Source organism: Streptomyces sp. P3, assembly GCF_003032475.1.
In the GTDB taxonomy this organism is placed as follows: Bacteria; Actinomycetota; Actinomycetes; order Streptomycetales; family Streptomycetaceae; genus Streptomyces.
On the sequence record NZ_CP028369.1, the window covers coordinates 7,941,015 to 7,966,176 of the forward strand.

Annotated in this window: 20 protein-coding genes; 10 read left to right on the top strand and 10 right to left on the bottom strand. The window is 70.6% G+C overall.

Translation table 11 applies throughout. From position 1 onward, the window contains the following. Window positions 1-298: 298 nt before the first annotated feature. Window positions 299-811 (bottom strand): Pycsar system effector family protein, encoded by a 513-nt coding sequence (locus C6376_RS35075; protein WP_107447096.1) that lies wholly within the window; start codon window positions 809-811, stop codon window positions 299-301. Beyond that, window positions 808-1,767, bottom strand: coding sequence for a hypothetical protein (locus C6376_RS35080; RefSeq protein ID WP_107447097.1), 960 nt, complete (start codon window positions 1,765-1,767; stop codon window positions 808-810). Before C6376_RS35080 ends, C6376_RS35075 begins: the two co-directional genes overlap by 4 nt. Window positions 1,768-2,053: 286 nt before the next feature. Here C6376_RS35080 and C6376_RS35085 point away from each other — a divergent pair, with 286 nt between their 5' ends. Next, window positions 2,054-3,289 carry an adenylate/guanylate cyclase domain-containing protein gene (locus tag C6376_RS35085; RefSeq protein ID WP_107447098.1) on the top strand — a complete coding sequence of 412 codons (1,236 nt, stop codon included), beginning with the start codon at window positions 2,054-2,056 and terminating at the stop codon, window positions 3,287-3,289. Between the two features lie 239 nt (window positions 3,290-3,528). Then, entirely contained in the window at window positions 3,529-4,212 is a 684-nt protein-coding gene (locus C6376_RS35090; RefSeq protein WP_159083350.1) for an NYN domain-containing protein, read from the top strand. On the opposite strand, the gene C6376_RS35095 is transcribed toward C6376_RS35090, so the two are convergent. The 7 genes from C6376_RS35095 to C6376_RS35125 form a co-directional block, all read right to left on the bottom strand. After that, window positions 4,129-5,772, bottom strand: a complete 1,644-nt coding sequence (locus C6376_RS35095) for an ATP-binding protein (protein WP_159083351.1) — start codon at window positions 5,770-5,772, stop codon at window positions 4,129-4,131. The two genes, C6376_RS35090 and C6376_RS35095, sit on opposite strands and share 84 nt — an antisense overlap. Continuing rightward, entirely contained in the window at window positions 5,769-10,238 is a 4,470-nt protein-coding gene (locus tag C6376_RS35100; RefSeq protein ID WP_107447101.1) for a hypothetical protein, read from the bottom strand. The genes C6376_RS35095 and C6376_RS35100 overlap by 4 nt, the downstream gene beginning before the upstream one ends. A gap of 239 nt (window positions 10,239-10,477) precedes the next feature. Next, window positions 10,478-11,608, bottom strand: a complete 1,131-nt coding sequence (locus C6376_RS35105) for an ABC transporter ATP-binding protein (RefSeq protein WP_107447102.1) — start codon at window positions 11,606-11,608, stop codon at window positions 10,478-10,480. After that, window positions 11,605-13,359 carry an iron ABC transporter permease gene (locus C6376_RS35110; protein WP_107447103.1) on the bottom strand — a complete coding sequence of 585 codons (1,755 nt, stop codon included), beginning with the start codon at window positions 13,357-13,359 and terminating at the stop codon, window positions 11,605-11,607. The genes C6376_RS35105 and C6376_RS35110 overlap by 4 nt, the downstream gene beginning before the upstream one ends. Continuing rightward, window positions 13,356-14,390, bottom strand: a complete 1,035-nt coding sequence (locus C6376_RS35115; protein WP_216825643.1) for an ABC transporter substrate-binding protein — start codon at window positions 14,388-14,390, stop codon at window positions 13,356-13,358. Before C6376_RS35115 ends, C6376_RS35110 begins: the two co-directional genes overlap by 4 nt. Before the next feature lie 184 nt (window positions 14,391-14,574). Beyond that, window positions 14,575-15,357 carry a response regulator transcription factor gene (locus C6376_RS35120; RefSeq protein ID WP_107447105.1) on the bottom strand — a complete coding sequence of 261 codons (783 nt, stop codon included), beginning with the start codon at window positions 15,355-15,357 and terminating at the stop codon, window positions 14,575-14,577. After that, a complete protein-coding gene (locus tag C6376_RS35125) occupies window positions 15,354-16,160 on the bottom strand; it encodes a sensor histidine kinase KdpD (protein ID WP_107447106.1) in 807 nt (268 codons plus the stop codon). The genes C6376_RS35120 and C6376_RS35125 overlap by 4 nt, the downstream gene beginning before the upstream one ends. Before the next feature lie 194 nt (window positions 16,161-16,354). On the opposite strand from C6376_RS35125, the gene C6376_RS35130 reads away from it, so the two are divergent. From C6376_RS35130 to C6376_RS35140, 3 genes are all read left to right on the top strand, one after another. Next, window positions 16,355-16,933 (top strand): TetR/AcrR family transcriptional regulator, encoded by a 579-nt coding sequence (locus C6376_RS35130; protein WP_107449366.1) that lies wholly within the window; start codon window positions 16,355-16,357, stop codon window positions 16,931-16,933. A 326-nt stretch (window positions 16,934-17,259) separates the two neighbouring features. After that, window positions 17,260-18,438 carry an acyl-CoA dehydrogenase family protein gene (locus C6376_RS35135; RefSeq protein ID WP_107447107.1) on the top strand — a complete coding sequence of 393 codons (1,179 nt, stop codon included), beginning with the start codon at window positions 17,260-17,262 and terminating at the stop codon, window positions 18,436-18,438. Window positions 18,439-18,440: 2 nt separating this feature from the next. Further along, window positions 18,441-19,199, top strand: coding sequence for an SDR family NAD(P)-dependent oxidoreductase (locus C6376_RS35140; RefSeq protein ID WP_107447108.1), 759 nt, complete (start codon window positions 18,441-18,443; stop codon window positions 19,197-19,199). A 45-nt stretch (window positions 19,200-19,244) separates the two neighbouring features. On the opposite strand, the gene C6376_RS35145 is transcribed toward C6376_RS35140, so the two are convergent. Beyond that, on the bottom strand, window positions 19,245-20,030 hold the full coding sequence (locus C6376_RS35145; RefSeq protein ID WP_107447109.1) for a GntR family transcriptional regulator: 786 nt from the start codon (window positions 20,028-20,030) through the stop codon (window positions 19,245-19,247). Between the two features lie 408 nt (window positions 20,031-20,438). On the opposite strand from C6376_RS35145, the gene C6376_RS35150 reads away from it, so the two are divergent. From C6376_RS35150 to C6376_RS35170, 5 genes are all read left to right on the top strand, one after another. Further along, the gene (locus C6376_RS35150) at window positions 20,439-21,458 is read left to right on the top strand and encodes a sugar ABC transporter substrate-binding protein (RefSeq protein ID WP_107447110.1); all 1,020 of its coding nucleotides are present in this window, start codon (window positions 20,439-20,441) and stop codon (window positions 21,456-21,458) included. Beyond that, complete coding sequence (locus C6376_RS35155; RefSeq protein ID WP_107449367.1) at window positions 21,458-22,531, top strand: ABC transporter permease; 1,074 nt, start codon at window positions 21,458-21,460, stop codon at window positions 22,529-22,531. The genes C6376_RS35150 and C6376_RS35155 overlap by 1 nt, the downstream gene beginning before the upstream one ends. Window positions 22,532-22,539: 8 nt before the next feature. Beyond that, window positions 22,540-23,457 carry an ATP-binding cassette domain-containing protein gene (locus C6376_RS35160; protein WP_107449368.1) on the top strand — a complete coding sequence of 306 codons (918 nt, stop codon included), beginning with the start codon at window positions 22,540-22,542 and terminating at the stop codon, window positions 23,455-23,457. A gap of 150 nt (window positions 23,458-23,607) precedes the next feature. Beyond that, complete coding sequence (locus C6376_RS35165; RefSeq protein WP_107447111.1) at window positions 23,608-24,858, top strand: serine hydrolase; 1,251 nt, start codon at window positions 23,608-23,610, stop codon at window positions 24,856-24,858. 62 nt (window positions 24,859-24,920) lie between these two features. Then, window positions 24,921-25,121: a hypothetical protein gene (locus C6376_RS35170; protein WP_107449369.1), complete on the top strand. Its 201-nt coding sequence runs from the start codon at window positions 24,921-24,923 to the stop codon at window positions 25,119-25,121. The last annotated feature ends 41 nt before the right edge of the window (window positions 25,122-25,162 follow it).

Consider the following 25,162-nt stretch of genomic DNA (forward strand, 5'->3'; position numbering starts at 1 on the left):
AACATAAGCAACCAACATTCAACGTTTCCGATCGCGAAGGCAGTTGTACACCCATAGGGTCGAACGGTCAATCATGCGTGGATATAGCGTTGTTCGACCTGTCGAGCAGGCATATCGATCCAACACATACGATCGCGAGCCTTGACAGATTCACACACCTGCGAGTGCTATGGCACAGAACCGATCAGCACCGCGAACACCTGCCGGACTCCGAGGCCGTATGGCCGGAACACTCCGGTAGGGCCTCGGAGCCCTGGGCGCTACGGACCTGCCCGCGCCGCTGCGGCGCGGGCGCGGGTCACCTTCGGGTCAGCAGCGTCACGGACAGGGCGACGGCCATGAGAGGGAGGACGCCGATCATCAGATCGACCGCCCCTTGGATGAGACGGTACTTGCGCCAGACGATGCCGCTCAGCCGGATCAGGGTGCGGCACGCCTCCTCGTCGACGGAGAGTTCCCTGGCCAGCCGTTCGGGGGCCGAGGCGTAGCGGCGCCAGGCCGCGAAGTACCGCTGGCCCACGTCACCCGTCCCCAGTACCGGGCGCAGCACCAGCAGCAGCAGCTCCGCCACCGTGCACACCCCGGCCAACGCCGCGAGGCAGAGCCAGCGCGCGACACCGTGCACCGGCACTGTCACGGCTGACGCGCCGGCCACCGAGAACGCGGTGAACCCGATGCCCACGACGGTGAGGAGGGCGGCCGACTTGGTGTCGGCCCGCGCGTTCTCCTGCCGTGTCGCCTCGATCAGCGCGTCGATCTCGGCCGGGGGGCCGGTCGGGGTGCGCCCGTTTCGCCGGGGTGTGGTGGTCATGCCGCCTCCTTCTGCTGCGAGAGGTCCGACACCAGGCGCTTCGCCAGGCGTCGCAGGGCGATGTCGTCACCGCGGGTCGCCGCCCATGCCCTTGGAGGCGGGCCGTCGCCCAGCCAGGCCTCGACGGCGGCGCGCAGGGCCGTGCCCGCTCCGACGCCGGCGGCCGTCCGGGCCAGCAGGTCCTGGAGGATCACGGTGGCGGCGGCGTCGAGACCGTCGGCGTCCTCCTCCGTGGCCCGGTCCGGCCGCGCGTCGTCGTCCACCGGCACGGACGGCCGTGTGCCGCGGTTGGCCAGGGGCAGCAGGATGCAGTCGTGGAGCCAGCGGACGCCCGCCACCCGCCGGACCACCGCCAGACAGCTCTCGACGTCGGCGCGCAGTTCGTCGTGCGCCGCCCGGCTGCCCGGCACCCGGTCGCCGCCGTCCCAGGCGTTCTTGCGGCACACGAGGGTGTCCAGCGGCCACGCGGCCGTTGCGGGCCCCGGGGCGGCCGCATAGCCGAGGAGGAAGCGGAACACGTCCGCCGTCCAGGGGTCCTCGTAGGTGATCGCGATGCGGCCGACGGTCCCGTCCCGGCGCTGGGGCCGTGCCACCCCGCCCCTGGCCACCCGGCCCCGGCGGTTGAGCTCCGCGAGCTGCGAGCGGGCGCTGCTGGTCAGGTAGGCGAAGGCGGAGTCGGGGAGCGGGCCGAGCGTCCGGAAGCGGGCGTGCGTCGCCGAGTGCGCCAGGATCCACACGTCCATGAAGAGGTCGACGCAGCCGACGCTCTCGCACACCTCGCGGGGGCGGCTCGCCGTCGGGTCCACCGTCCCGAACGGCGCCGGGCGATGGCAGGGGCCCGACCGGCCGGCCTCGTGCAGCGCTCGGCGGGCCTGGCGGGTGACGCCCCAGACGATGTTCGCGCTGCGCGGCAGGCAGGTGGCGGGGGCGGTGCAGAAGGAGCTGGACTTCGACATGACACGTTCCCTTGGGATGAGGAAGCCCACATGGGTGGGGCCGGCCCGGGGGGCCAACGTGTCCTGTGCACGGCACAGTGGGAGCGAAGTGCTCGGCCGCGGTGAGGCGGTCCCGTCACTATGACGGCCGGTCACCGGCGTGTCAACGGCGCCCGGCGGCGGTCGGTGGCGGTCAACGGCGGCTCCGCGCGGGGTGCTCGGCCCGCTGTCCGTTAGGAGGTTGCGGAGGCCGATCGGGCCCCGTTCCCGTCCGCGGCACATCACATCGCACCGAAGGGTGACAGACATGGCCACTCAGCTCCGTGAAGCGTTCGCCGAGCCCCAGTCCCGGGAGGCGCGCACCGTCCTGTTCATCGACCAGGTGGGCTCGACCGCCATGAAGGAGCAGCAGCCGGAGGCGAGTTGGCTGCCCGCTCTCGGCTGGCTGTACGACACGGTCACCGCCCTCGCCGTGCAGGCGGACCCCGGGGCGGAGATCAAGTACCTCGGGGACGGCATCATGATCACGTTCGACAGCGACCGGGCGACCGACGCCGTCAACGTCGCCGTGTCCGTGCAGGAGGCGGTCCACGACGCGAACCAGGGCCGCACGGGGGCCCGGGGCGTCATCGACTTCAACTGCAGCGTCGGTGTCAGCACGGGCTCCGTCGTCGGCTTCACCACGCCGATGGGCGGCCACGACTACGTGGGCACGGTGGTCGACAAGGCGAAGCGCCTGTGTGACGCGGCCTCCCCGAAGGCCATCTTCGTCGACCGGGCCACGGCGTCCGCGGCCAACGTCATGAGGATCGCCAGCCGGCTCGGCATCGCCCTCGGCCGCGTTCCCGAGCAGTACCAGGGAGATGTGCAGCGGGCTCCGCTGAAGGGCTTCGACCAGCCGGTGGAGTACTACGAGATCCTCTGGGACCAGCAGTTGTACGGGCTCAAGTCGGAGGCGGTGACCCGCAACACCGACCGGATGCGACAGGCCCCGGCCTCGCCGCCCGGCACGACCCGCCTCCCCGTCGAGCGCTCCGCCGGCAAGCGCCAGCCGGCCCAGGACAAGCGTCAGGGGACCCAGGACAAGCGGCAAGGGGCCCTGGAGGAGCGGCACTCCGGGGAGGTGACCTGCTGGAAGCCGGACGCCAATTTCGGGTTCGTCCGTGACTCCCGGTCCGGCGAGGACTTCCACTTCCGGGCCGGCCACCTGGTGTACCCGGAGGACGCCGGGGAGTCCCTGCGGGTCGGCAGCCGGATCGTGTTCGTGGCGACGGGGCGGGTCGACGGCGAGCGCAACCGCCACGCCGTGGGCATCCTCCTCGTCGACGACTACGCGGAAGGCACCCTGAAGCTGCCCGAGGGCAAGGCCCACGGCTGGCTGCGCGTCCAGGACAGGCTCGGCAACAGTCACCACGTCTTCACCCCCCGCTCGGCGGTCCAGCGGTTCGCGCCGGGGACGCTGCTGAGCTTCAAGGTCGCCGCGAACGAGAAGGGCGGGCTGGCCGAGGAGATCGAGGAACCGGCGGAGGAGGACGCGGCCTGACACCCCGCCGGAGGGCGAGATCGACCGGGGGGCGGGTTCGGTGGACACCGGAACCCGCCCCCCGGTCCCCCCGGGGCTCAACCGCTTGAAGCATTCTGACCGGTTCACTACACTGTGTAGTGCCCCCGCTGCTAGCGTCGCTTCTGGAAACAGACCTGTGGCCCCCAGCGGGGTTTTTCCGTGCCCCGGTACTCTCGGGGCCGTGTGGGGGTCGCGTTCTTTCGCAAGGGGGGCGGAGGGTGGGATCGGGTTGCCTGGTTCTGGTCGACGGATGGAACCACTACGTCGCCGCCCTGCGGTGCTTCGGATACCGGTCCGCCGCCGAGTTCCCGCTTGACCGGCTCGCCCTGCACGTGGCCGCCGAGGCGGGCGCGGACGCCGTCAGCGCAGCTGCCGTGGTCATGGCCCTGCCGGACCGCAACCGCCCCGACGAGGCACCCGAGTTCCACGCCTGGCGCAAGCGCCTGCGCCGGCTCCGCAACTACGGCGTGCACCACGAGTCGGCCCGCTTCAGCTACCACCAGCCGGCGTGCACACGGTGCAGTACGACGTTGGACCGCAAGGTGACGTGCGGGAACTGCGGCGCGTCGAACACCCCGGCGGGTCGCCGCAAGGAGAAGGGCGCCGACATCAGACTCGCCTCCCTCGCCCTGCGCGGCGCCTGGCAGCAGGAGTACTCCACGCTGATCATCCTGTCCCAGGACTCCGACTTCGGCCCGATGGTGCAGGAGGTCAAGAAGGTCCACCAGGCGCAGGGCCGGCGCTATGCCCTGTACTCGGCCTTCCCCACCTGCACCCGCCCGGACCATGAGCACCGGGCCATTCCCGGCACCCGGGAGCTACGGCTGGACGCCGGCGTCTACGGCGCCCTGATCGACCGGCCCAGCGTCCACGTCACCGACCGGGGCGCGGGGACGCCCTGAGGGTGTGGAGGACGGCTCCCCGTCCACCGGCTGCGGCAGCCAGCGCAGCACGTCCCGGCAGTACTCGCGGAACTGTTCCATGAGCAGGGGGGAGGTGCCGGAGCGCCGGTTGTGCGCCATCGGCGTGCGCACCCGTGCGATGAGCTCCAGCCTCTCCTGCCAGTCACCCCTGGAGCGGCCGAGGACGGGCCGCAGTTGCTCCCAGTGCATCATGATGACGGCCAGCAGGTCCTGCGGGTAGGCGTAGTCGAGCGGGCTCTCGTCCGAAGCGAGCTCCCCGAACCCCCGTCGCACCCGCTCCTGCCGGTTCTCGCACTGCTCGATCAGCCGCTTCTGGCACTCCCTGAGCTTGACCAGCCACAGGTCGCCGTAGGCGGCCCGCAGCGCGGTGGTCAGGCCGGCCCGCAGACCGGTCTCCGTCGCCTGCCACAACGACCAGTCGTCCGACTTGCGCTCCAGCAGCCCGAGATACTCCTGGAAGCTCTCCGAGAACCCCTCCCAGCCGTCGGTGGTCGGACGGATGATGCCCTCCCTGGCCAGCCGCTCGGCGTCCTGCGGCTGTGCGGTCTCCTGGGGTCCGAAGAGGATTTCCAGCAGGGTGGTGAGCCGGTTCTCGTCGCGCAGCAGTTCCAGCATCTGCTCGTGGTGGCGGACCGTCAGGTGACTGCACGTCGCGACGGCCTCGCCGAGGTGGTGCGGAAGGTCGGCGGGTGACGGAACCCCGTGCACCGCCCACCGGTCGTGCAGCACGGACAGCAGCGCCGATGCCAGAAACGGCTGGCCCCCGGCCTCCCGGGCCAGCCAGGCCAGCAGCGGCTGTCCCAGATCGGTGTCGATGTGCGGTGATCTCGCGATCAGCGCCGCGAGTTCCCGGGCGTCGAAGCATCCCAGGGTCACCGGGAGCCCGAAGATCTGCGGGAAGGTGGACAACTCCGGCGTCGACCGCATGACGATCTCCGTCAGGTCCCGCCGGGACGTGGTGATGAGGGCGACGCGTACATCCGGCTCGTAGGCGAGGGCGCGGAGGAACTCGTAGGGAGCGGAGCGCCGGAAGACGTTCCGGGCGGCGTCGAACTCGTCCAGCACGGCCACCACCTGGTACCGGAGCCACCGGAGCTGACGCATGTAGGTGCGCATCCGCATGCGCATGTCGTCCCAGGACCCCGCCGCGGACAGGGACTCGTACAGGACCTCCAGCCGGTCGGCGTGCAGGTCGCGGTCGGACATCCAGGTCCGGACGGCGTAGGCGAGTTCCCGGAAGAGTGACTGCTCCGAATCGCACCCGCTGACCGTGATCCACACCGGCACGAAGGTCAGGCCCCGGACGCTGCGGCCCGTGGCGAGCTGGTCGTGGACGTGCCGGGCGAGGCTGGACTTCCCGACCCGGGGCGGTCCGACGATCGACACCGAAGCCGTCTCCAGCGAGGTGAACGTCCGGTTGCGGATTGAGCTGAACGCCGTCGTACGGCCGACGAACTCCGGTCCCGCGACGGGCGATCCGTACCCCGCGAAGGGGTTGGTGATCAGGCCCGGGAGGCCGTACGGCTCCGGTGTGTTCACGCCCATCGATGCTGCAACCACTGGCTGAAGAGTCCGACGCTGATGCGGTAGCGGTTTCCGGAGAGGCGCTGGAGCACTTCTCTGCGTTCCAGGTCCTGGATGACCCGCTCGGCCTCCGGGTGGGCGTTCGGGTCCCCCACGTGGTACATGGCCCGTCCGACTTCCTTCCTGGTCGCCCTGAGGACGTCCATGACGAGCTCGCCGCTGATGTCGGTGACCTCGCTGTCGCCGGGGGTGAGCAGGTTGTCGAACTCGTTCTCACCGAGGGCCACGATGAGCCGGTCCGCGACGACCTCGACGTCCGCGGGCCCGATGGCCGGCCCGCGCACGTCGTCGCTGTTCATGTAGAGCACGAGCTCGTGACAGAACAACTGGATGTAGTACGGGCTCCGGCCGGTGAGTTCGAGAATGCGGTCCACGGCGTTGCCCCGGTACCGGCTGGCTCCGTCGGGAAGCCGGATCGGGTCCTCGATGAGGTTGCACGCATAGGAGCGTTCCAGATACGACACCCGAGCCTCGGTGGCCACCTGGAACTCGTTCGGGAACTCCTGGATGAAGCGCGGCATCAGATCGTTGCCCACCAGGACGCAGCGGAAGAACCCCCTTTCGAGCATGGCCTTCCAGCCCTTCATGAAGCTCTCGGGCAGGCTTCCGCTGCGGATTTCCTTGTGCACCATGCTGAACTCGTCGATCAGCAGCACCAGATGGCCGTCCGTGAGGGGCGGGGTCGCTCTCAGCCAGGCGAGCAGGCGACGCATGTACTCGATGAACTTCTGCTGGGGGGCGAGCCGGATCTGTTCCAGACTGGGCTCGGGCAGCGGATCGGTCTCCCAGCCCTTTTCCACGACCAGATTGCTGATCGACCAGTGGAAGTCGTCGCCGATGCGGTAGAGGAAGTCGGCGAAGGAGATGTCGCCCGCCAGATCCTGGATGCTGAAGCTCACGGCGAGACTCGGCAGCGTCAGTTTCTCCCGGAGGTGGAAGAGCACCGACGACTTCCCCGCACGCTTCTGTCCGTAGACGATCACGCTTCCCCGGTGGGGGCCCGTCACCGTCTCCGCCAGATTGGCGATCAGCGGGTCGCGGCCCATGAACATGGCCGGGTTCTCCACCGGCAGACCCGCGCTGTACGGGTTGGGGATCTCGGTCCACTTGGTGTCGGTGTGCAGCCGGATCGACTTCGGCTCCACCTCGGCCTCGACCCGGCGCTGCGAGCGCAACGTGAATCCGATCCGGCTGACCAGGGTGATGAGTTCCTGTTCGATGGTGGGCTTCCCCGCGACCAGGGAGATCTGGCAGGTCTTCGACTCACCGGCCCCGATGGACTCGGCCACCGCGATCGTGGCCTCCGTGGCCGTGTAGTCGGCGCTGGGCAGGACGGTCAGCACGACATTGCTGACCGGGCTCGCCCCCGGCTCGTTGGACACCTGCAGCTGGACGTCCACCCGGCCCCCGCTGGGCAGATACCGGTCGACGACCAGTTCCACCTTGAGGTTCTCCGGCTCGACACTCTTCTGGTACGCCTCGAAGTGCTTTCTGAGCTCCATGTCCAGCGCGCACAGGTAGGGGTGCAGGATCTGGAGCGACAGCGCTGTCGGGGCGCTCTCGTACTCCTCGACATGGGCGCGGATGGTCCTGCTCGTGCCGCCGAAAAGCCGCTCCCGTTCGACGTACACGCTCTGCCGGACGTACTGGCGCAGCTCCGTGACGACCGAACGGCAGTGCTCGATGCGGGCCCGGTCGGTCGCCGAAGCCAGACCGATCACTTCCTCGGCGATCCGGTCCAGCTCCGTGGTGTGCCGGTCCAGGGCCGTCAGGGCCGGCATCGTCTCGGCCAACACGCTTATCTGGTGGTAGACGTTGCGGCGGTGGACGTCCTCCTTCGCCGCCGCGAGCCACGCCTGCGTGAAGCTCGACTCGTCGGTCACGGTGACGTCGTCGTCGAGGTGGTCCGTCAGCGCCTTCTGGAAGATCTCGCGGGTGGTCCGGTCCGCCCAGACCCGCCTGATCAGCCGGGTGACCGTCTCGCCGACCGTCGGGAGCGCGAGCAGCGTCACCAGGACCATCCGGGTCAGGTGCTTCTCGGCCATCACGAGGGCCAACGCCTTCTCCAGGGACGGCAACCGGCTCATGTCGAGCAGTTGCACGCCGCTGTGCGTGAACGACATCACCAACTGCCGGAGTTTGACGTCGACCAGGTCGTCCCAGTCGCTCTTGACGCTCACCGACTCCAGGTAGTACGTCCGGATGACGTCCGGGTTGCCCTTCGCCTCGATGGCACACGCGTCCCCCATCGCGGCCGCGAAGTAGCGCAGCCGGCTGCGGAACCGGTCGTCCGTACTCCCGAGGTCGCGCATGATCCGGGCGGCCGAGAGGTTGTAGTCGGCACGCTCGCGGGGGAAGTTGCTGTTGAGGCGCCCCTTGGCGCGCCCCGAGACCAGGTCGTCCAGGCGTTTGATGTCGTCTTCGGTGAACGTCCGCTTGGCCACCTTCTCCGCCCGCACGCCCCGGTACTCGCAGCGGTCGAGATGGAAGGTCAGCAGGGGACTGAGATGGGACGTGGCCGCGTACTGGAGCTGCACCACGGCATCCACTTTGGAGTAGACGTTCGTCTCCATGGCCTGGATGAGCTGGTCCAGGGCCGCACGCAGGGGCAACTGGTGCGGGTCGCGCTGGAGTTCGGCCTCCAGCAGCTTCCTCGCCTCCTGGTACTGGAACGTCTTGAGCAGCGCCATGGCGATCCGGCCCACCAGCCGCACCCGCTCGTCGCCGGCGGCGGGACCCCGGCCGAGCATGACGCGCAACTCGGCCAGCGCCTCCTCCCACCGTCCGGCGTGCTCCAGGATGGTGCTGCGCTGCTGGGACCAGTTCCAGAGTTCGGCGTCCGTCACGAACAGGTCTCTGTGCTCCTGGAGGAGCGCCAGGGCCTCGTCGCGGCTCTGCAGGCGGGTCGACAGCAGGTTCACGAGCCTGCGCACCGCGCGGGAACGATGGTCTCCCTGCTCGATGGCCTGCTGGAAATAGCGCTTCGCGGCCGGGTAGTCCTTGCGGCGCTGCGCGGCCTCGGCGCGGGCGAAGGGGCCCTTGTCCTGCTGGGCGCCGTTGTGCGGCTGCTGGTGCACGGTGGCTGCCGTGGAGGCCGGGACGGAGGGGCTCTGGGCGCCGACGGCTTGGGAGAGGTATTTCTCCGCACCCCAGGTCAGGGAGTGACGGGGCGCGAGGGACTTCAGCGCGGTGAGCGCCTGCCGGGCCGCGGTCAGGTCCCCGCGGTCGGCGCAGGCGCGGACCTTGTCCGACAGGGTGCGCACCTGTGCGTCGTCGGGTCCCGGCGTTCGGACCTGCGGGTCCGGTGCGGGCGCGGCGAGCGGAACCCGGGACGCCGGGGCGGGCGCGGCCGGCGGCGCGACCCGGGACACCGCCGGGGCGGGCGCGGCCGACGGCGGAACGTGCGGTGCGCGGACGGCCGGCGCGGGGACCGGACGCGGTGGGGCGGACGCCACCGTACGCGGTCCCGGACGCGAGGCCGGGGGCACGGGCGCCGGCCTCGCGGGCCTCACGGGGGCGGCCGGAGCGGGCTGCGGGTGCAGCCTGGCGGCGACCACGGCGAACGCGTCGGCGGACGCGCCGGGTGAGTTCCAGTCGTCGACCGGGAACCCGGTCAGTCCGTCCCGCGGGGCGCACAGCAGGCCGCCGTGCAGGACGCTCAGCCGGGCCGGGCCGGGCTCCCAGCCGGCGGCGTCCAGGACGAGACCGGCGAGTTCGGCCGCGCCCACGCCGTCGACGAGCACGCAGGCGACGAGCGCGGTCAGGGCCGGGTCGTCCGCGGGGGCGTCCTGGTCGACGCAGTTGCGCAGGGTGGTGGCGTAGGCGAGTTCACCGGCGTGCCGCTGGGCCACCGCCAGATCGAAGCAGGAGGAACTGTCGTTCAGGGCGTCGGCGGCGTCCGCGAACAGCTCGAGTGCCCTGCCCCGTTCGCCGAGCAGCCAGACCATCCGTCCCGCGATCTGCAGGCAGTCGGCGGCGTTGAAGCTGTCCGCGACTCTGCGCAGGCGGCCGGCGCACTGCAGGATCTTGGCGGTGTCCCGGACCTTCAGGGCGTAGTTGTAGCTGTTACGGATGCTCAGCAGGTCGCGGTTCAACTGCTCGCGGGTCTCGCCGTCCAGGTCGTCGGTGTAGACGGTGAAATCCGGTTCGGCGATGTGCAGCGGGAGGCCGCGGACCCGCTCTTCCAGCGCCTCCAGGGCGAGCAGGGCGGCGGGCGGGAGCACGACCGGGACGGGGGGAGGCTGCGGAAGCGGCGCCGGGGGCTCCGGTCGCTGAATTACGGCCGGCGAAGGGCCGGTCGGCTCGTCGCCGGCCGAGACGGGCCCCAGCGAGCGTCGTTCGACCAACTGGATGGCTTCCGCCTCCAGGATGATCTCCGCGTCCGCGGTGCGGATGACGAGGCAGTCCTCGTCGATCTCCACGAGCGTTCCTTCAAAGCATTCCCCCGCATGCATGCGCACCCGGATGCTGCTCCCGGACGACACGCGCGATGTGATCGGCCCAAGGCGCACATTCCGACTGTACCCCCGCCCCCGCCGTTCGGGTGAGAGATCGTCAGAACCTTGCTCCGCCGACCGGGAAGTCGTCGTTCAGAGGCCGTATCGGAACACTTCGACACGGCCTCTGCGTGTTTTCCGTCGGTGCGCGCGGACGAAGACCCCTAGCTCTGGGTGAGCAGGTAGGCCCGGTCCGGGTCGAGGACGACGTCGACGTTGGTGCCCTCCGTCAGGGCCTCGCGCGGGTCGACGCCCGGTTCGGTGACGGTGATGGTGCCGCCGGTCGTCTCCACCTCGTAGTCGGTGGTCGGGCCGTGGAAGGTGGAGCGCAGGACCGCGCCGATCCCGGCGCCGCCGTCGGTGACGGCGGACAGCCTGACGGTCTCCGGACGCACCATCAGATACGTGTCGCTCGCGCCGGCCGTCACCTTGGGGTGCGCGGCGACGGTGAGCCGGCGGCCGAGCACGCTCACCGTCGCCCGGCCCTCGGCGACGCTCTCGGGAGCCGCCTCGAGGAAGTTGGCGCGGCCGATGAAGTCGGCGACGAAGACACTGGCCGGCCTCGCGTAGATCTCGCCCGGCGTCGCCGCCTGCTCCACTCTTCCCTTGTTCATCACCACGATCCGGTCGGACATGCTCATCGCCTCGTCCTGGTCGTGGGTGACGTAGAGGCTGGTGATGCCGAACATCTTCTGGATGCGCCGGATCTCCGCCCGCATCGCGTCGCGCAGTTTGGCGTCCAGGTTGGACAGCGGCTCGTCGAACAGCAGCACCTTGGGCTGCACCACCAGGGCGCGGGCCAGCGCGACGCGCTGCTGCTGGCCGCCGGACAGCTCGTGCGGGCTGCGGTCCTCCAGACCGACCAGGTTCATGCTGGTGACGGCCATCCGCATGCTGGTGGCGATGTCGTCGCGGGACCGGCGCTGCAGCCGCATCCCGTAGGCGATGTTCTCCGCCACGGTCATGTGCGGGAACAGCGCGTAGCTCTGGAACACCATCGCCATGGGCCTGCGCTGCGGGGGCATCGCGTCGATGGCCCCGCCGTCGAGCAGGATGCTGCCGCTGGAGGACTCCTCGAAACCGGCCACCATCCGCAAGGTGGTGGTCTTGCCGCAGCCGGACGGTCCGAGCAGGGTGATGAACTCTCCGGGCTCGACATCGAGACAGACGCTGTCGACGGCGGTCACCGTGCCGGAGCGGCCGGTGAACCGCTTGGTCAGGGCGTCGAGCCGCAGGTGTCCGCTGTCGGCCTCGCGCACGGGCGCGGGGTGGAGTTCGGGCGCGGCGGCGGTCATGACTTCTGCCTTTCGGAGGTGGCGGTGCGCTGCAGGGCTGCGCCGGCGCCGACGAGGACGCGGATGACCGCGAAGCCCGCCAGCACCAGCACGGTGAGCACGGTGCAGTAGGCGAAGGCGACGCCGTACCGGCCCGTGCCGGCGGCACTGAGGACCTGAGACGTGATGATCTTCGTCTGGGGGGTGACCAGCAGGACGATCGTGGAGACGGAGGTCATGCTGCGGGCGAAGCTGTAGCTCAGCCCGGTCAGCAGCGCCGGCCGGATGAGGGGGAGCGTCACCCGGCGGAAGGTCTGCAGGGGGCTCGCCCCCAGGTCGGTCGACGCCTGCTCGATGTAGGGGTGCAGTTGGGTGAGCGAGCCCACCGCGGTGCGCTGGCCGGCCGGAACGCTGCGGACGATGTACGCGAGCACGATGGCGACCGCGCCCCCCGCGACGGCGCTCCCGCCCACCAGACTCGGCAGCGCGTGCACCGGGCCGATCCACCGGTCCGGCCGGTACGCCAGCACGAACCCGATGCCCAGCACGGTGCCGGGGACGGCGACGCCCAGCGTGCCGCCGAGGTCGAGCAGCCAGGCCGTGCGGTCCAGGTGCCGCACGACGAGCCAGGCGATGACCAGACCGACGATGCCCGCCACGGGAGTGGCGATGGCGGCGAACTTGAGCGTGTCCAGCACCGCCTCCACGCCGACCCCGGCGACGACCTCCTCGAGATAGTCGAGGGTGAACGTGTTGTCGACGCCGAACACCCGGGTCATGGACCCCGCGATCACGGTGCCGTAGAGGCTGAGGATCACCGCGGCGGCCAGCAGCGCCAGGCCGTAGAACGGCCACCTGGCCCAGCCGCCGATCAGATGGACGCTGCCGGAGGGCCGGCCGGTGATGGTGGTGCGCACCTTCCGGTTCATCCACCGCCGCTGCCCGAAGTACATCGCCAGCGACGGCACCAGCAGGATCACGCAGTAGACCGAGGCGCCGGTGATGTCGTACTCACCGGTGACCGCCAGGTAGGCGCGGCCGGCCAGGACGGTGTAGTCGCCGCCCAGCACCAGGGGGTTGGCCAGGTCGGCGATCGCCTCCACGAACAGCAGCAGGAACGGCGCGACCAGCCCCGGGGCCACCAGCGGCAGGATCACCGTGCGCAGGATCCGCCACCGGGAGGCGCCCATGTTCATCGCCGCCTCCTCCAGTGCCGGGTCCAGACCCCGCAGCATGCCGAGCAGCCCCAGATACGCCACGGGAAAGAGCGACAGGGACAGCACGAACACCAGCCCGTCGAGGCCGTAGATGTCGTACTCCAGGCCGAACACGCCGTTGCTGACGACGCCGCGCCGCCCGTACAGCACGACCGTGGCCGTGGCGATCGCGAACGGCGGGCTGACGATCGGCAGCAGGGCGACGACGTGCAGGATCCTCTTGCCCGGCACGTCGAGCCGGGCCTGGACGAAGGCGAACAGGAAGCCGAGCGCCGTGCCGCAGACCCCGACGAGCGTGCCGAGCACCAGGGTGTTGCGCAGCACGACCAGGTCGACCCACGAGGTGAAGAACTCCGCGTAGCGCGGCAGCGCGTCGGGCGCGAAGGCGGTGGCGAGCACCGCGACCAGGGGAACCGCCGCGCCGATCACGACCAGCAGGGCGACGGCGGTGATCAGGATGCCCACGCCCAGGTCGGGCCGGCGGCGCCTGCGCGGCACCGCCGCCCCGGTCGGGGCGGACGGGGACGGCGCACGGCCGGAGAGCGTCGTGGTCATGACTTGGGCGCCTGCGCGACTTCTTCGTCGAACCGCTTGGTCAGCGCCGGCTTCGCCGCTCCGGCCCGGGCCGCGTCGTAGTCCACCAGCTTGACGGAGGCCAGGTTCACGACCTTGCCGGAGACCTTGGCGGCGGGGTTGGTGGGGACCTGGTAGGCCTTGACTCCGGCGCCTATCTCCTGAGCCTGCGGTGTGAGCGCCCAGTCGACGAACTTCCGCGCGCTCACCGGGTCCTTCCCGCCCTTGACCAGCGCGACGCCGCCGGTCTCGTAGCCCGTGCCCTCGGCGGGGAAGGTCACCTCCAGGCCCGGGAAGCCGGCCTCCTTGGTGGCTGTGCAGTCATGGGAGAACAGGACGCCGACGGCGACCTCGCCGCGCGCCGTCATCTGCGCCGGCGCCGAGCCGGACTTGGTGTACTGCAGCACGTTGGGGTGCAGCTTGCGCATGTACGCCAACGCCTTGTCCTCGTCCCCGCCGGCCAGCCGCACCTGCGTCCACAGGGCCGTGTAGGCCGTGCCCGACGTGGACGGATGCGCGATGCCGATGTCGTCCTTCAGCTTCGGGTCGAGCAGGTCGGCCCAGGACCGCGGGGCGCTGAGACCCTTCTCCTTCAACAGCGCGCCGTTGCTGCAGAATCCGAGCACACCGACGTAGACGCCGGTCCACAGACCGGAGGCGTCCTTGTACTTGGCGGGGATGGCGGCCGCGTTCGGCGACACGTACGGCTCCAGCAGCTTCTGGTCGCCGGCGGCCGCGTACCCGTCCGCCGGGCCGCCGTACCAGACGTCGAACTCCGCGTTGCCCTTGCCGGCCTGGATCCGGGCCAGCGCCTCGCCGCTGGAGAGCCGGACGAAGTCGGCCTTCACTCCGGAGGTCTTCGCGAACTGCTTCGTGGTGGCGGCGCACCACTCCTCGGTGGCGCCGCAGGCGACGTGCACGACGCCACCGTCCTGTGCGGCGCCGACGTCGCCCGCCTCGCGCGCACAGCCGCTCGCGGCGGCGACCACGGCCGCCAGAACCGCTGCCGTCACTGCCGCGCCGCGGCGCGATCGTCTTTCCCTAGTCACGACTGTCACGACGTTGACCTCCGCGTGTGCGAGCCCGACCGGCCCGGCCGAGCGATGTTGCGGCCACGTTAGGAGCGGGTGAACGGGCCTGCGGTGACGCAGTGGTGAGCCTCGGTGACAGCGCCGTCACCGGCGGGCCCCGGGGCCGTCAGCGGGCCGCCGCCGGCTTCTGCGGCTCCTCGCCGGGATCGCCGTCGCTCCCCGCGCCGCCCGCACCGTCCTCCACGGGCAGGTCCGGCATCAGATAGCCGACGCCGCGCAGCGTGCGCAGGTACGCCGAGCCGCCCGGCGCGCTGGCCAGCCGCGAACGCAGCCGGTACACCGTGGACTTGACCACGTCCCGTCCGCCCAGCAGGTCGGTGGCGCCCCACACCTCCCGCAGCAGGTCCTGCCAGGACTGCGGCACACCGCGTCGGGAGGCCAGGTGGGACAGCAGTTTGAACTCCGTGAACGGCAGGTCCAGCCGGCGTCCGGCCAGCGTCGCCGACTGCGCCGCCGGATCGATCACCAGACGGCCCACACGGACCGCGCCGCCGCTGCCCCGGCGGTGCCGGCGCACCAGGGCCTGGGCGCGCAGCGCCACCTCGCGCGGGTGGAACGGCTTGGTCACGTAGTCGTCGGCGCCGTGCTCCAGGCCCGAGATCACGTCGTCGTGCCCCGACAGCGCGGTGAGCAGCATGACCGGTACGTCCGACCGGGCCCGGATCCGGCCGCACAGGGTGAGCCCGTCCATCGCCGGCATCATCACGTCCAGCACGACCAGGTCGACCGCGTGGTGGCGCAGCAGGTTCAGCGCGGTCGCCCCGTCGTGCGCGGTGAGCACGGTGAACCCCTGCGTCTGCAGGGCGAACTCGATGATGATCGTCATCTGCGGTTCGTCGTCGACCACCAGGACGGTTGGCCCGGCCGCGGTCTGTGCCGAAGCCGTCATGACGCGTCGGGCAGGGTCAGCAGGAACGTCGTCCCGCGGGACGACGCGGTGTGCACCATGATCTCGCCTCCGTGCAGCTCCACCACCGTCTTCGTGATCACGAGACCGAGGCCGGTCCCGTCGGCCAGCGGCCGCCCGGTGGCGAAGCGGTGGAACAGCCGGTGCCGCTCGGCCCGTGTCATGCCGGCGCCGTCGTCGGTGACGTAGACGGCGACGCCGGTGTCGATGAGCGCGACGCGGACGTCGATGCTCCCGCCCGTGGTGGTGAACCGGCTCGCGTTCGACAGCAGGTTCGTCAGTGCCTGTCGCAACAGCATCGGGTCCGCCGGGATCCGCGGCATCACCTGCGGAACGTCCAGACCGACCCGCTGGTCGCGCTGGGCGCACAGCGGACGCATCGCGGTGACGACGTCCCGTGCCACCACCGACACGTCCACCTTCTCCATGCGCGGCGTGAACAGCCCCGCCTCGATCTTCGCCTGGATCAGGAGGCTCTCGCACAGGCCGATGACCTGCGTCGACTGGTGGTCGGCGACCAGCAGCAACCTCTCCTGCGCCGCGGTCAGCGGACCCGGGGACCTCTCCCGCAGCAGATCCACCGCGCCCTTGATCATGCTGAGCGGGGTGCGCAGCTCGTGGCTGAGCGCGGTGACCTGCTCGGCCCGGCGCTCCACCAGGTGCTCCAGCCGGGCCAGCTCCGCCACCCGGGCCGAGGCGCTTCGGCGCATGCGGCAGAACGTCAGCAGACCGGCGGGGCCCGCACCGCCGAGCGCCGCCACCGGCAACCACCAGGCGGTGACCATGGCCCGTCCTCCTCAAGGGACCGCCGTCGTGCACGGGGCGAGGCGGACTCGTGCATTGTGCACGGCGCCCACCGTCACGACAATCGGCTCCCAGCCCGACATTTTGGTAACGGCGCCGGGCAGCGGCGTGGCCAATGGCGGAGAAGGCCGGAATCCTCGCCCTTCGGGGGGAGGAGCATGTCAGGCTGGGGATCATGCCGTCCTCTTCCTCCCGCCGCACCGCCAGACAGGCCGACCTGCTGGAACGACTCGTCGCACTGGTGACGGCGGAGGGGTTCGCCCATCTCACGCTCGACGACCTCGCCGAGCGGCTGCGCTGCTCCAAGACGACGCTGTACCAGCTCGCCCGCAGCAAGCAGGGGCTGGTCGTCGAGGCGGTCAAGCACTACTTCCGCGGGGCGACCGAGGCCGTCGAGAAGCGGGTGGCGCTGACCGCCGACCCCTCGGACCGCGTGCGGGCCTATCTGACCGCCGTGGCCGAGCAGCTGCGCCCGCTCTCCCGCGGCTTCCTCGACGACGTGGCCGACTTCCCGCCCGCCCGCGAGGTGTACGAGGCCAACACCCGGATGGCCGCCGAGCGGGTGCGCCGGCTGATCGCGGAAGGCGTGTCGGACGGCGCCTTCCGCGAGGTGCACACCGCGTTCGTCGGCGAGGTGGCCGCCGCCACCATGCGGCAGATCCAGCAGGGCGAACTGCAGGCTCGCACCGGACTGACCGACGCGGAGGCCTACGAACAGCTCGCCTCGCTGATCGTGCACGCCGTCTCCTCCTGAGCCGCGCGCCCCACTCTCCGTCCGCCTGCTGTCCGGGGGTGGCCGCCGGTTCTCCGCCCCGCCTTCCGCCCGGCTCGGTGTCAGGCTCGCTGCCCGGCCTTCCGTCCGGCCTTCCGTCCGGCTCGGCACGCGGCCCCGTCCGGCCATCCGCCCGGTCACCGTCCGGTCTCGCGGCCGCTTCGCGATCACGTCGGCGACACCGCTCGAGCTGCTCTCAGGCCTGGCTGCGGGCGGCCTTCATGGCGTACCGTGAATGATACGTTCGTACGCACGCCAGTATCATTCTCAGTACTCCGCCCATTCCGCACTCCTTCGTGGAGGTCACCATGCCTGCCACCCGCGCCCTGCCGACCGAGGAAGCCGTCGAGCTCATCCAGCTCACCCGCACCCTCGCCGCCAAGGAACTCGCACCCCGGGTCGCCGACGCGGAGGCGGACGGGGCGTTCCCCCGGGACGTCTTCCGCACCCTCGGCCGCAGCGGCCTGCTCGGGCTGCCCTTCGCCGAGGATGACGGCGGGGCGGACCAGCCGTACGACGTCTACCTCCAGGTCCTCGAGGAGATCGCCGCGGTCTGGTCGAGCGTCGCCGTGGGGATCTCGGTGCACGCCCTGTCCTGTTTCCCGCTGGCCCGTTTCGGCGACGCGGAGCAGCGGCGCAGATGGCTGCCGGACATGCTGGCCGGTGAGCTGCTCGGCGCGTACTGCCTGTCCGAGCCGCACGCCGGGTCCGACCCGGCGGCCATGCTCACGCGCGCGGTCCGCGACGGCGACTCCTACGTGCTGAACGGCACCAAGGCCTGGACCACGCACGGCGGCTACGCCGACTTCTACACGGTGATGGCCCGCACCTCCGACGACCGGACGCACGGCATCTCCTGCTTCCTCGTCCCGGCCGACGCCCCCGGGCTCAGCGCCGACCCGCCGGAGCGCAAGATGGGCCTGACCGGCTCGGCGACCGCGACCATGCGGTTCGAGGGCGTCCGGGTGCCCGTCGAACGCCGGATCGGGGAGGAGGGACAGGGGCTGAAGATCGCGCTCGCCTCCCTCGACTGCGGCCGCCTGGGCATCGCCGCCGTCGCCACGGGTCTCGCCCAGGGCGCCCTCGACCACGCGGTGCGCTACGCCCGCGAGCGGGAGACCTTCGGCAAGCCGATCATCGAGCACCAGGGTCTGGCGTTCGTGCTCGCCGACATGGGCGCGGCCATCGAGTCGGCACGGGCCACCGCGCTGGCCGCCGCCCGGCTGAAGGACCTTGGCCTGCCCTTCACACGGGAGGCGTCCATCGCCAAACTCGTGGCCACGGACAACGCCATGAAGGTGACCACGGACGCCGTGCAGGTCCTCGGGGGGTACGGATACACCCGTGACTTCCCGGTGGAGCGCTTCATGCGCGAGGCCAAGGTCATGCAGATCTTCGAAGGAACCAACCAGATCCAGCGCATGATCATCTCCCGTGCGCTGGACCGCGACGAGGGCGGTGTGCTCACCGTCCTCGGCAAGGAGTGATGATGCAGCTCGAGAACACCGCCGCCCTCGTCACCGGCGGTGCGTCCGGCCTCGGCGCGGCCACCGCGCAGGCCCTCGCCGGGCGCGGCGCGCGGGTCTTCGCCCTCGACCTCAAGGACGGCGTCGACAAGGCGCCCGAGGTCGACGGCGTCACCTATGTGCCCGCCGACGTCACCGACCCCGAGCAGGTCCGGGCCGCCGTCGCGACCGCGGCCGGGTCCGGCGTGCCACTGCGGACGGTCGTCAACTGCGCCGGCATCGGCCCGTCGGCGCGGATCCTCGGCAAGAAGGGCGTCCACGACCTCGGCCTGTACGCCAAGGTGATCCAGATCAACCTGGTCGGCACGTTCAACGTGCTCGCGCTCGCCTCGGAGGCCATCGCCGAGACGGAGGCCGACGCGGACGGCCAGCGGGGCGTCATCGTCAACACCGCCTCGATCGCCGCGTACGACGGCCAGATCGGCCAGGCCGCGTACGCCTCCTCCAAGGGCGGGGTCGTCGGGCTGACCCTGCCCGCCGCCCGCGACCTGGCCCAGTACGGCATCCGGGTGTGCACCATCGCGCCGGGCGTCGTGGAGACGCCGATGCTGGCGACCGTGTCGGAGGAGTTCCGCGCCTCGCTCGCGGCCGGCGTGCCCTTCCCGCGCCGACTGGCCCGCCCGGAGGAGTACGCCCGGCTGGCGCTGACGATCGTCGACCACGACTACCTCAACGGCGAGACCATCAGGATGGACGGCGCCCTGCGCATGGCGCCCCGCTGAACCGGCCGCGGCGGCCGGGCCCTTGGCCGGCCGGGGCTCGCCGCCTCACGGTCTGACCAGCAGCTGGAAGTCGAACGCGTACCGGGACGCGCGGTAGATGTGCGTCCCGTACTCGACGGCCCGGCCGGTGTCGTCGTACGCGGTGCGCCGCATGGTCAGCAGGGCCGCCCCCTCCGCCTCGGCGAGGAGGGCGGCCTCCTCGGCGGTGGCGGAGCGGGCGCCAACCGTCTGACGGGCGCTGTGCAGGGTGACGCCCGCGGTGCGCAGCAGCCGGTACAGGCCCGTCGACTCCAGGCGCCCGGTGTCGAAGTCCGGCAGCGCCGGAGACAGGTAGTTGGCCAGGAACGCCACCGGCTGCCCGTGCGTCCCGCGCAGCCGCTCCAGCAGCGTGACCTCGCTGCCCTCCGCCACGGCCAGTGCGGCGGCTACGTCCGCGGTCGCCGGCACCCGCTCGTTGCGCACCACGCGTGTCGTCGGCCTCTGGCCGGCCGCCTCCAGGTCGTCGTACAGGCTGCTGAGCTCCAGCGGCCGCTTCACCTGGCTGTGCACCACCTGCGTGCCGACGCCGCGCCGGCGCACCAGCAGCCCCTTGTCGACGAGCGACTGGATCGCCTGGCGGACCGTCGGGCGGGACAGTCCGAGCCGGGTCGACAGGTCGATCTCGTTGCCCAGCAGATCACCCGGGGTGAGCGCCCCCCGCTCGATCGCCTTCTCCAGTTGCCGGGCGAGCTGGTGGTAGAGCGGCACCGGGCTGGTGCGGTCCAGTGCGAAGTGCAGCGCGTCGAGCGCGCAGCCCGGCGTGGCACGGGTCCGGGCGCTGGGCTTCGCCATCGGGGCACCCCTTCGGGTCGTCGGTGCGGCGCGGCCGCAACCGTGGAAACTTTGCGCCTCCGGCAAGATCAGGTCCGGTTGCCCGGGTGATCGCTCCGTATGGGAGGCTCCTCACGGCGATCGGGACCGGCACTCCCCAGGTGTAGGTCCCGGGAGCTCGCACTGTCAAGGCTTTGTTCTTACATTCGGACCTGCTCGTGAAATGATGTCATAACAAAGTATTGACAGTGGGCTCGCCAGGGAATTGAATCCGGTCCCAGCAGTGCACAGGCCGGGTCCGGGACACCTGAACAGTCGCGGACCCGGCCCCCCGGCCCCAATCTGAGAAGAAAAGGGCTCTGGATCCGCCCGATCGCCTCCACCCGATTCCCGTCGTTTTTCTCCGTCGCACAGTGAGGTGCAGGAAAGATGGACAGCTCTTCTCCGTCCCGCTCACGCAGCATCGCTCCGGTCGTGGCCATGGCCGCGGCAGTGGCCCTGACCCTCGCAGGCTGCTCCAGCAGCTCCGGCGGGAAGAAGTCCGAGGAGAGCGCGGACGGCGCTTCCGCGGGCAAGGCGAGCACCCCGCAGATGACGGTGGCGCTGGTGACCCACCAGTCGCCCGGCGACACCTTCTGGGACATCGTCCGCAAGGGCGCCGAGGCCGCCGCCGCCAAGGACAACGTCAAGCTGGTCTACTCCGCCGACCCGAACGCCGGCAACCAGGCCAACCTGATCCAGAACGCGATCGACCAGAAGGTCGACGGCATCGCCGTCACCCTGGCCAAGCCGGACGCGCTCAAGGACGTCATAGCCAAGGCGAAGACCGCGAAGATACCCGTGGTCGGCCTCAACTCCGGTGTCAGCGAGTGGAAGAACCTCGGCCTGATGGAGTTCTTCGGCCAGGACGAGACCGTGGCCGGCGAGGCCCTCGGCAACCGGCTCAACACCGAGGGCGCCAAGAAGGCCGTCTGCGTCATCCAGGAGCAGGGCAACATCGGCCTCACCCAGCGCTGCGACGGCGTGAAGAAGACCTTCAAGGGCACCACCGAGGTCCTCAACGTCAACGGCACCGACATGCCGTCGGTCAAGTCGACGATCACCGCCAAGCTGAGCCAGGACAAGGCCATCGACTACGTGGTCACCCTCGGCGCCCCGTTCGCGCTGACGTCGGTGCAGTCGGCGGCCGACGCGGGCAGCAAGGCCAAGATCGCCACGTTCGACCTCAACAAGGACCTGACCGGTGCCATCAGCAAGGGCACGATCCAGTTCGCCGTCGACCAGCAGCCCTACCTCCAGGGCTACCTGGCGATCGACTCGCTGTGGCTCTACAAGAACAACGGCAACTACATGGGCGGCGGCGAGCAGCCGGTGCTGACCGGCCCGGCCTTCGTCGACAAGTCCAACGTCGAGGCGGTCGCCGCGTACGCCGCCAAGGGCACCCGGTGATGAGCGAGACCCATGCCGAGCCGGCGGTGACCACACCGCCGGCCTCCGGCCCGCAGCAGAGCGACGGCCGGACCGTCAGGCGGTCACTCGCGCTGCGGCTGCTGGCGCGCCCCGAAGTGGGGGTGTTCCTGGGCGCCGTCGCCGTGTACGTGTTCTTCCTGATCACGGCCCCGCCGGTGCGCGAGGGCAGCGCGATGGCGAACATCCTCTACCAGTCGTCGACCATCGGGATCATGGCGTTGCCGGTGGCGCTGCTGATGATCGGCGGCGAGTTCGACCTGTCGTCCGGCGTCGCGGTGATCACCTCGGCGCTCACCGCGAGCATGCTCAGCTACCAGCTCACCATGAACGTGTGGGTCGGTGTGGTGGTGGCGCTGATCGTGTCGCTGGGGATCGGGTTCCTCAACGGCTGGATGGTGGTGAAGACCGGCCTGCCGAGCTTCCTGATCACCCTGGGCACCTTCCTGATCCTGCAGGGTGTGAACCTGGCGGTGACCAAGCTGGTCACCACCAACGTGGCGACCGACGACATCAGCGACATGGACGGCTTCGGACAGGCCAAGAAGGTCTTCGCGTCGTCGTTCCACATCGGCGACGTCCAGGTGAAGATCACCATCGTGTACTGGCTGGTGTTCGCGGCGCTGGCGACCTGGGTGCTGCTGCGCACCAGGTACGGAAACTGGATCTTCGCGGTGGGCGGCAACAAGGAGTCCGCGCGGGCGGTCGGCGTGCCGGTGACGTTCACGAAGATCTCGCTGTTCATGCTGGTCGGCTTCGGCGCCTGGTTCGTGGGGATGCACCAGCTGTTCACGTTCAACACCGTGCAGTCGGGTGAGGGCGTGGGGCAGGAGCTCATCTACATCTCCGCGGCCGTGATCGGCGGCTGTCTGCTGACCGGCGGCGCGGGCTCGGCGATCGGCCCGGTCTTCGGCGCTTTCATGTTCGGCATGGTGCAGCAGGGCATCGTCTACGCCGGCTGGAACCCCGACTGGTTCAAGGCCTTCCTCGGCGTGATGCTCCTCGGCGCCGTCCTGATCAATCTGTGGGTCAGCCGCACGGCGACCCGGAGGTGACCCACCCCATGACATCCACCGACAAGAGCGGTACCCACGGGGCCGTGATCGCGGACACCGTCCCCGAGACCGGGGACGGCCCGATCGTCGAACTGCGCGGCGCGGGCAAGTCCTACGGCAACATCCGTGCCCTGCACGGCGTGAGCCTCGCCGTCCATCCCGGGCGGGTGACCTGTGTGCTCGGCGACAACGGGGCCGGCAAGTCCACCCTCATCAAGATCGTCTCCGGGCTGCACCAGCACACCGAGGGCGAGTTCCTCGTCGACGGCCGGCCGGTGCGCTTCACGACGCCCCGCGAGGCCCTCGACCGCGGTATCGCCACCGTCTACCAGGACCTCGCCACCGTCCCCCTGATGCCGGTCTGGCGCAACTTCTTCCTCGGCTCCGAGATGACCAAGGGCCCCTGGCCCGTGCGCCGTCTCGACATCGACGCCATGAAGAGGACCGCCGACCGCGAACTGCGCAACATGGGCATCGTCCTGGACGACCTGGAACAGCCCATCGGCACGCTCTCCGGCGGCCAGCGTCAGTGCGTCGCCATCGCCCGCGCCGTCTACTTCGGCGCCCGGGTGCTGATCCTGGACGAGCCCACCGCCGCCCTCGGCGTCAAGCAGTCGGGTGTGGTCCTGAAGTACATCGCCGCCGCCCGCGACCGCGGCCTCGGCGTCATCTTCATCACCCACAACCCGCACCACGCCTACATGGTCGGCGACCACTTCAGCGTCCTGCGCCTCGGCACCATGGAGCTCACCGCCTCCCGTGACCGGGTCAGCCTCGAAGAGCTCACCAACCACATGGCCGGCGGCGCCGAACTCGCGGCTCTCAAGCACGAGTTGTCCCAGGTGCGTGGCGTCGACGTCGACGAGCTCCCGGAGGAGAAGGACCTCACCGCCCCCGTGGCGAACGAGGACGAGGGCCGGTCCTGAGACACCGGCAGGACCGGACGGGAGCGTCCGTCGCCGACAGGCGGCGACGCTCCCGCGCTCGTATGGTGGGGGAGATGGGCCGCATGCGGCCCGTGCCCCATGGTGCGGCTGTGGCCTGCGGCGCAACCCCCCACACGCGGGAGCGAGCCCATGACACACCCGTATCCACGTCTGCGCGGGGGCGCGGTCGTCGTCGCCGCGGTGGGAGCGCTGCTGGCGCCCGCCGTCGGCGTCACCGCCGCCGCGCCCGGCCCGGCAACCGCCGTCTCCGCGACCCCACCGCCCTCGCCCGACCCGTCCGGTGGCGACGACGTCGTCGAACTCACCCCCTCGGTACGGCAGCAGGTCGACCAGGCCGTCCGGCGGGTCATGGAACAGGCGGACGTCCCGGGCGTGAGCGTCGGCATCTGGACGCCCGACAAAGGCCGTTACGTGAAGTCCTTCGGCGTCGCGGACAAGAGCACCGGCAGGGAGATGGACCCCGGCCTCTTCATGCGCATCGGCAGCGAGACCAAGACGTTCACCGTCACCGGCGTCCTCCAACTGGTCGACCAGGGCACGATCGGTCTGGACGACACGATCGGCGAGTACGTCGACGGCGTGCCGAACGGCGACGAGATCACCCTGCGCCAGCTGGCCGGCATGCGCAGCGGACTGTTCAACTACTCGCAGGACGAAGCCTTCTTCAAGGCGCTCACCGCCGACCCGCGCAAGCCCTTCACGCCGCGGCAACTGCTCGACTACGCGTTCAGGCACCCCGTGTTGTTCCCGCCGGGCGAGAAGTTCTTCTACTGCAACACCAACCTGATCCTGCTCGGCCTGGTCGTCGAGAAGGCGAGCGGGCAGCCCCTGGACGAATACGTCCAGGAGCACATCCTGGATCCGGCCGGCCTCGACGACACCCTCTTCCCCACCGGAAACGAGTTCCCGACGCCGCACGCGCAGGGCTACACGAACCAGACCGCGTCCGGCGAGGTCGAGGACTCGGCGGACTGGGACCCCTCCTGGGCCTGGGCGGCCGGCGCGATGATCTCCCGGTTGGACGACCTGCGGGTCTGGGCGCGCACCGTGGCCACCGGTGTGCTGCCCGACGGCGAACGGATGGTCAGCGCGGCCACCCAGAAGCAGCGGCTGACCACCCCGCCCACCACGATCCCCGGCGCGGGATACGGCCTCGGCATCTTCGACGTGCAGGGATGGATCGGCCACAACGGCTCCCTGCCGGGCTACGAGTCGCTGACCGTCTATCTGCCGTCGGCGCAGGCCACCCTGGTCGTCGTGCTGAACACCGACATCGACTACAAGAACCAGGAACCCAGCACCCTGTTCGGCGACGCGATCACGAGGATCGTCTCACCGGACCACGTCTTCGACCTCCCTGCGGAACCGGCGGCGCGGTGAGGACGTTGCAGAAGACAGAGGGCACGGGACGGGAACGTGCCGAGCAGCGCGGGGAGGGTGAGATGCGGGAAGAGCAGCAGCAGGCGGAACAGCCGCAGGAGCAGCGGGCGGACGCCGCGGAGGCGGGGCGCCGGGCTCGGTTCGGTGCACTGCCGGAGCGGGTGGACCCGCAGGATCTGGTGGAGGAGAGGCCGGCGACCCCACGCGACCCGGCGCGGGACGCCTACGACCCGGACCAGGTCGCGATCCGCTACGGCCTGTGAGCCCGGCGAGGGCGGCCGGGGACCGGGGCGCGCTCCGCCCC

What these genes read in the sequence shown, in the direction of transcription:
- C6376_RS35105 (WP_107447102.1), bottom strand. Translation starts at nt 11,608, where the DNA reads ATGACCGCCGCCGCGCCCGAACTCCACCCCGCGCCCGTGCGCGAGGCC.
- C6376_RS35155 (WP_107449367.1), top strand. Translation starts at nt 21,458, where the DNA reads ATGAGCGAGACCCATGCCGAGCCGGCGGTGACCACACCGCCGGCCTCC.
- C6376_RS35135 (WP_107447107.1), top strand. Translation starts at nt 17,260, where the DNA reads ATGCCTGCCACCCGCGCCCTGCCGACCGAGGAAGCCGTCGAGCTCATC.
- C6376_RS35075 (WP_107447096.1), bottom strand. Translation starts at nt 811, where the DNA reads ATGACCACCACACCCCGGCGAAACGGGCGCACCCCGACCGGCCCCCCG.
- C6376_RS35125 (WP_107447106.1), bottom strand. Translation starts at nt 16,160, where the DNA reads ATGGTCACCGCCTGGTGGTTGCCGGTGGCGGCGCTCGGCGGTGCGGGC.
- C6376_RS35140 (WP_107447108.1), top strand. Translation starts at nt 18,441, where the DNA reads ATGCAGCTCGAGAACACCGCCGCCCTCGTCACCGGCGGTGCGTCCGGC.
- C6376_RS35170 (WP_107449369.1), top strand. Translation starts at nt 24,921, where the DNA reads ATGCGGGAAGAGCAGCAGCAGGCGGAACAGCCGCAGGAGCAGCGGGCG.
- C6376_RS35110 (WP_107447103.1), bottom strand. Translation starts at nt 13,359, where the DNA reads ATGACCACGACGCTCTCCGGCCGTGCGCCGTCCCCGTCCGCCCCGACC.
- C6376_RS35160 (WP_107449368.1), top strand. Translation starts at nt 22,540, where the DNA reads ATGACATCCACCGACAAGAGCGGTACCCACGGGGCCGTGATCGCGGAC.
- C6376_RS35085 (WP_107447098.1), top strand. Translation starts at nt 2,054, where the DNA reads ATGGCCACTCAGCTCCGTGAAGCGTTCGCCGAGCCCCAGTCCCGGGAG.
- C6376_RS35150 (WP_107447110.1), top strand. Translation starts at nt 20,439, where the DNA reads ATGGACAGCTCTTCTCCGTCCCGCTCACGCAGCATCGCTCCGGTCGTG.
- C6376_RS35080 (WP_107447097.1), bottom strand. Translation starts at nt 1,767, where the DNA reads ATGTCGAAGTCCAGCTCCTTCTGCACCGCCCCCGCCACCTGCCTGCCG.
- C6376_RS35120 (WP_107447105.1), bottom strand. Translation starts at nt 15,357, where the DNA reads ATGACGGCTTCGGCACAGACCGCGGCCGGGCCAACCGTCCTGGTGGTC.
- C6376_RS35145 (WP_107447109.1), bottom strand. Translation starts at nt 20,030, where the DNA reads ATGGCGAAGCCCAGCGCCCGGACCCGTGCCACGCCGGGCTGCGCGCTC.
- C6376_RS35165 (WP_107447111.1), top strand. Translation starts at nt 23,608, where the DNA reads ATGACACACCCGTATCCACGTCTGCGCGGGGGCGCGGTCGTCGTCGCC.
- C6376_RS35130 (WP_107449366.1), top strand. Translation starts at nt 16,355, where the DNA reads ATGCCGTCCTCTTCCTCCCGCCGCACCGCCAGACAGGCCGACCTGCTG.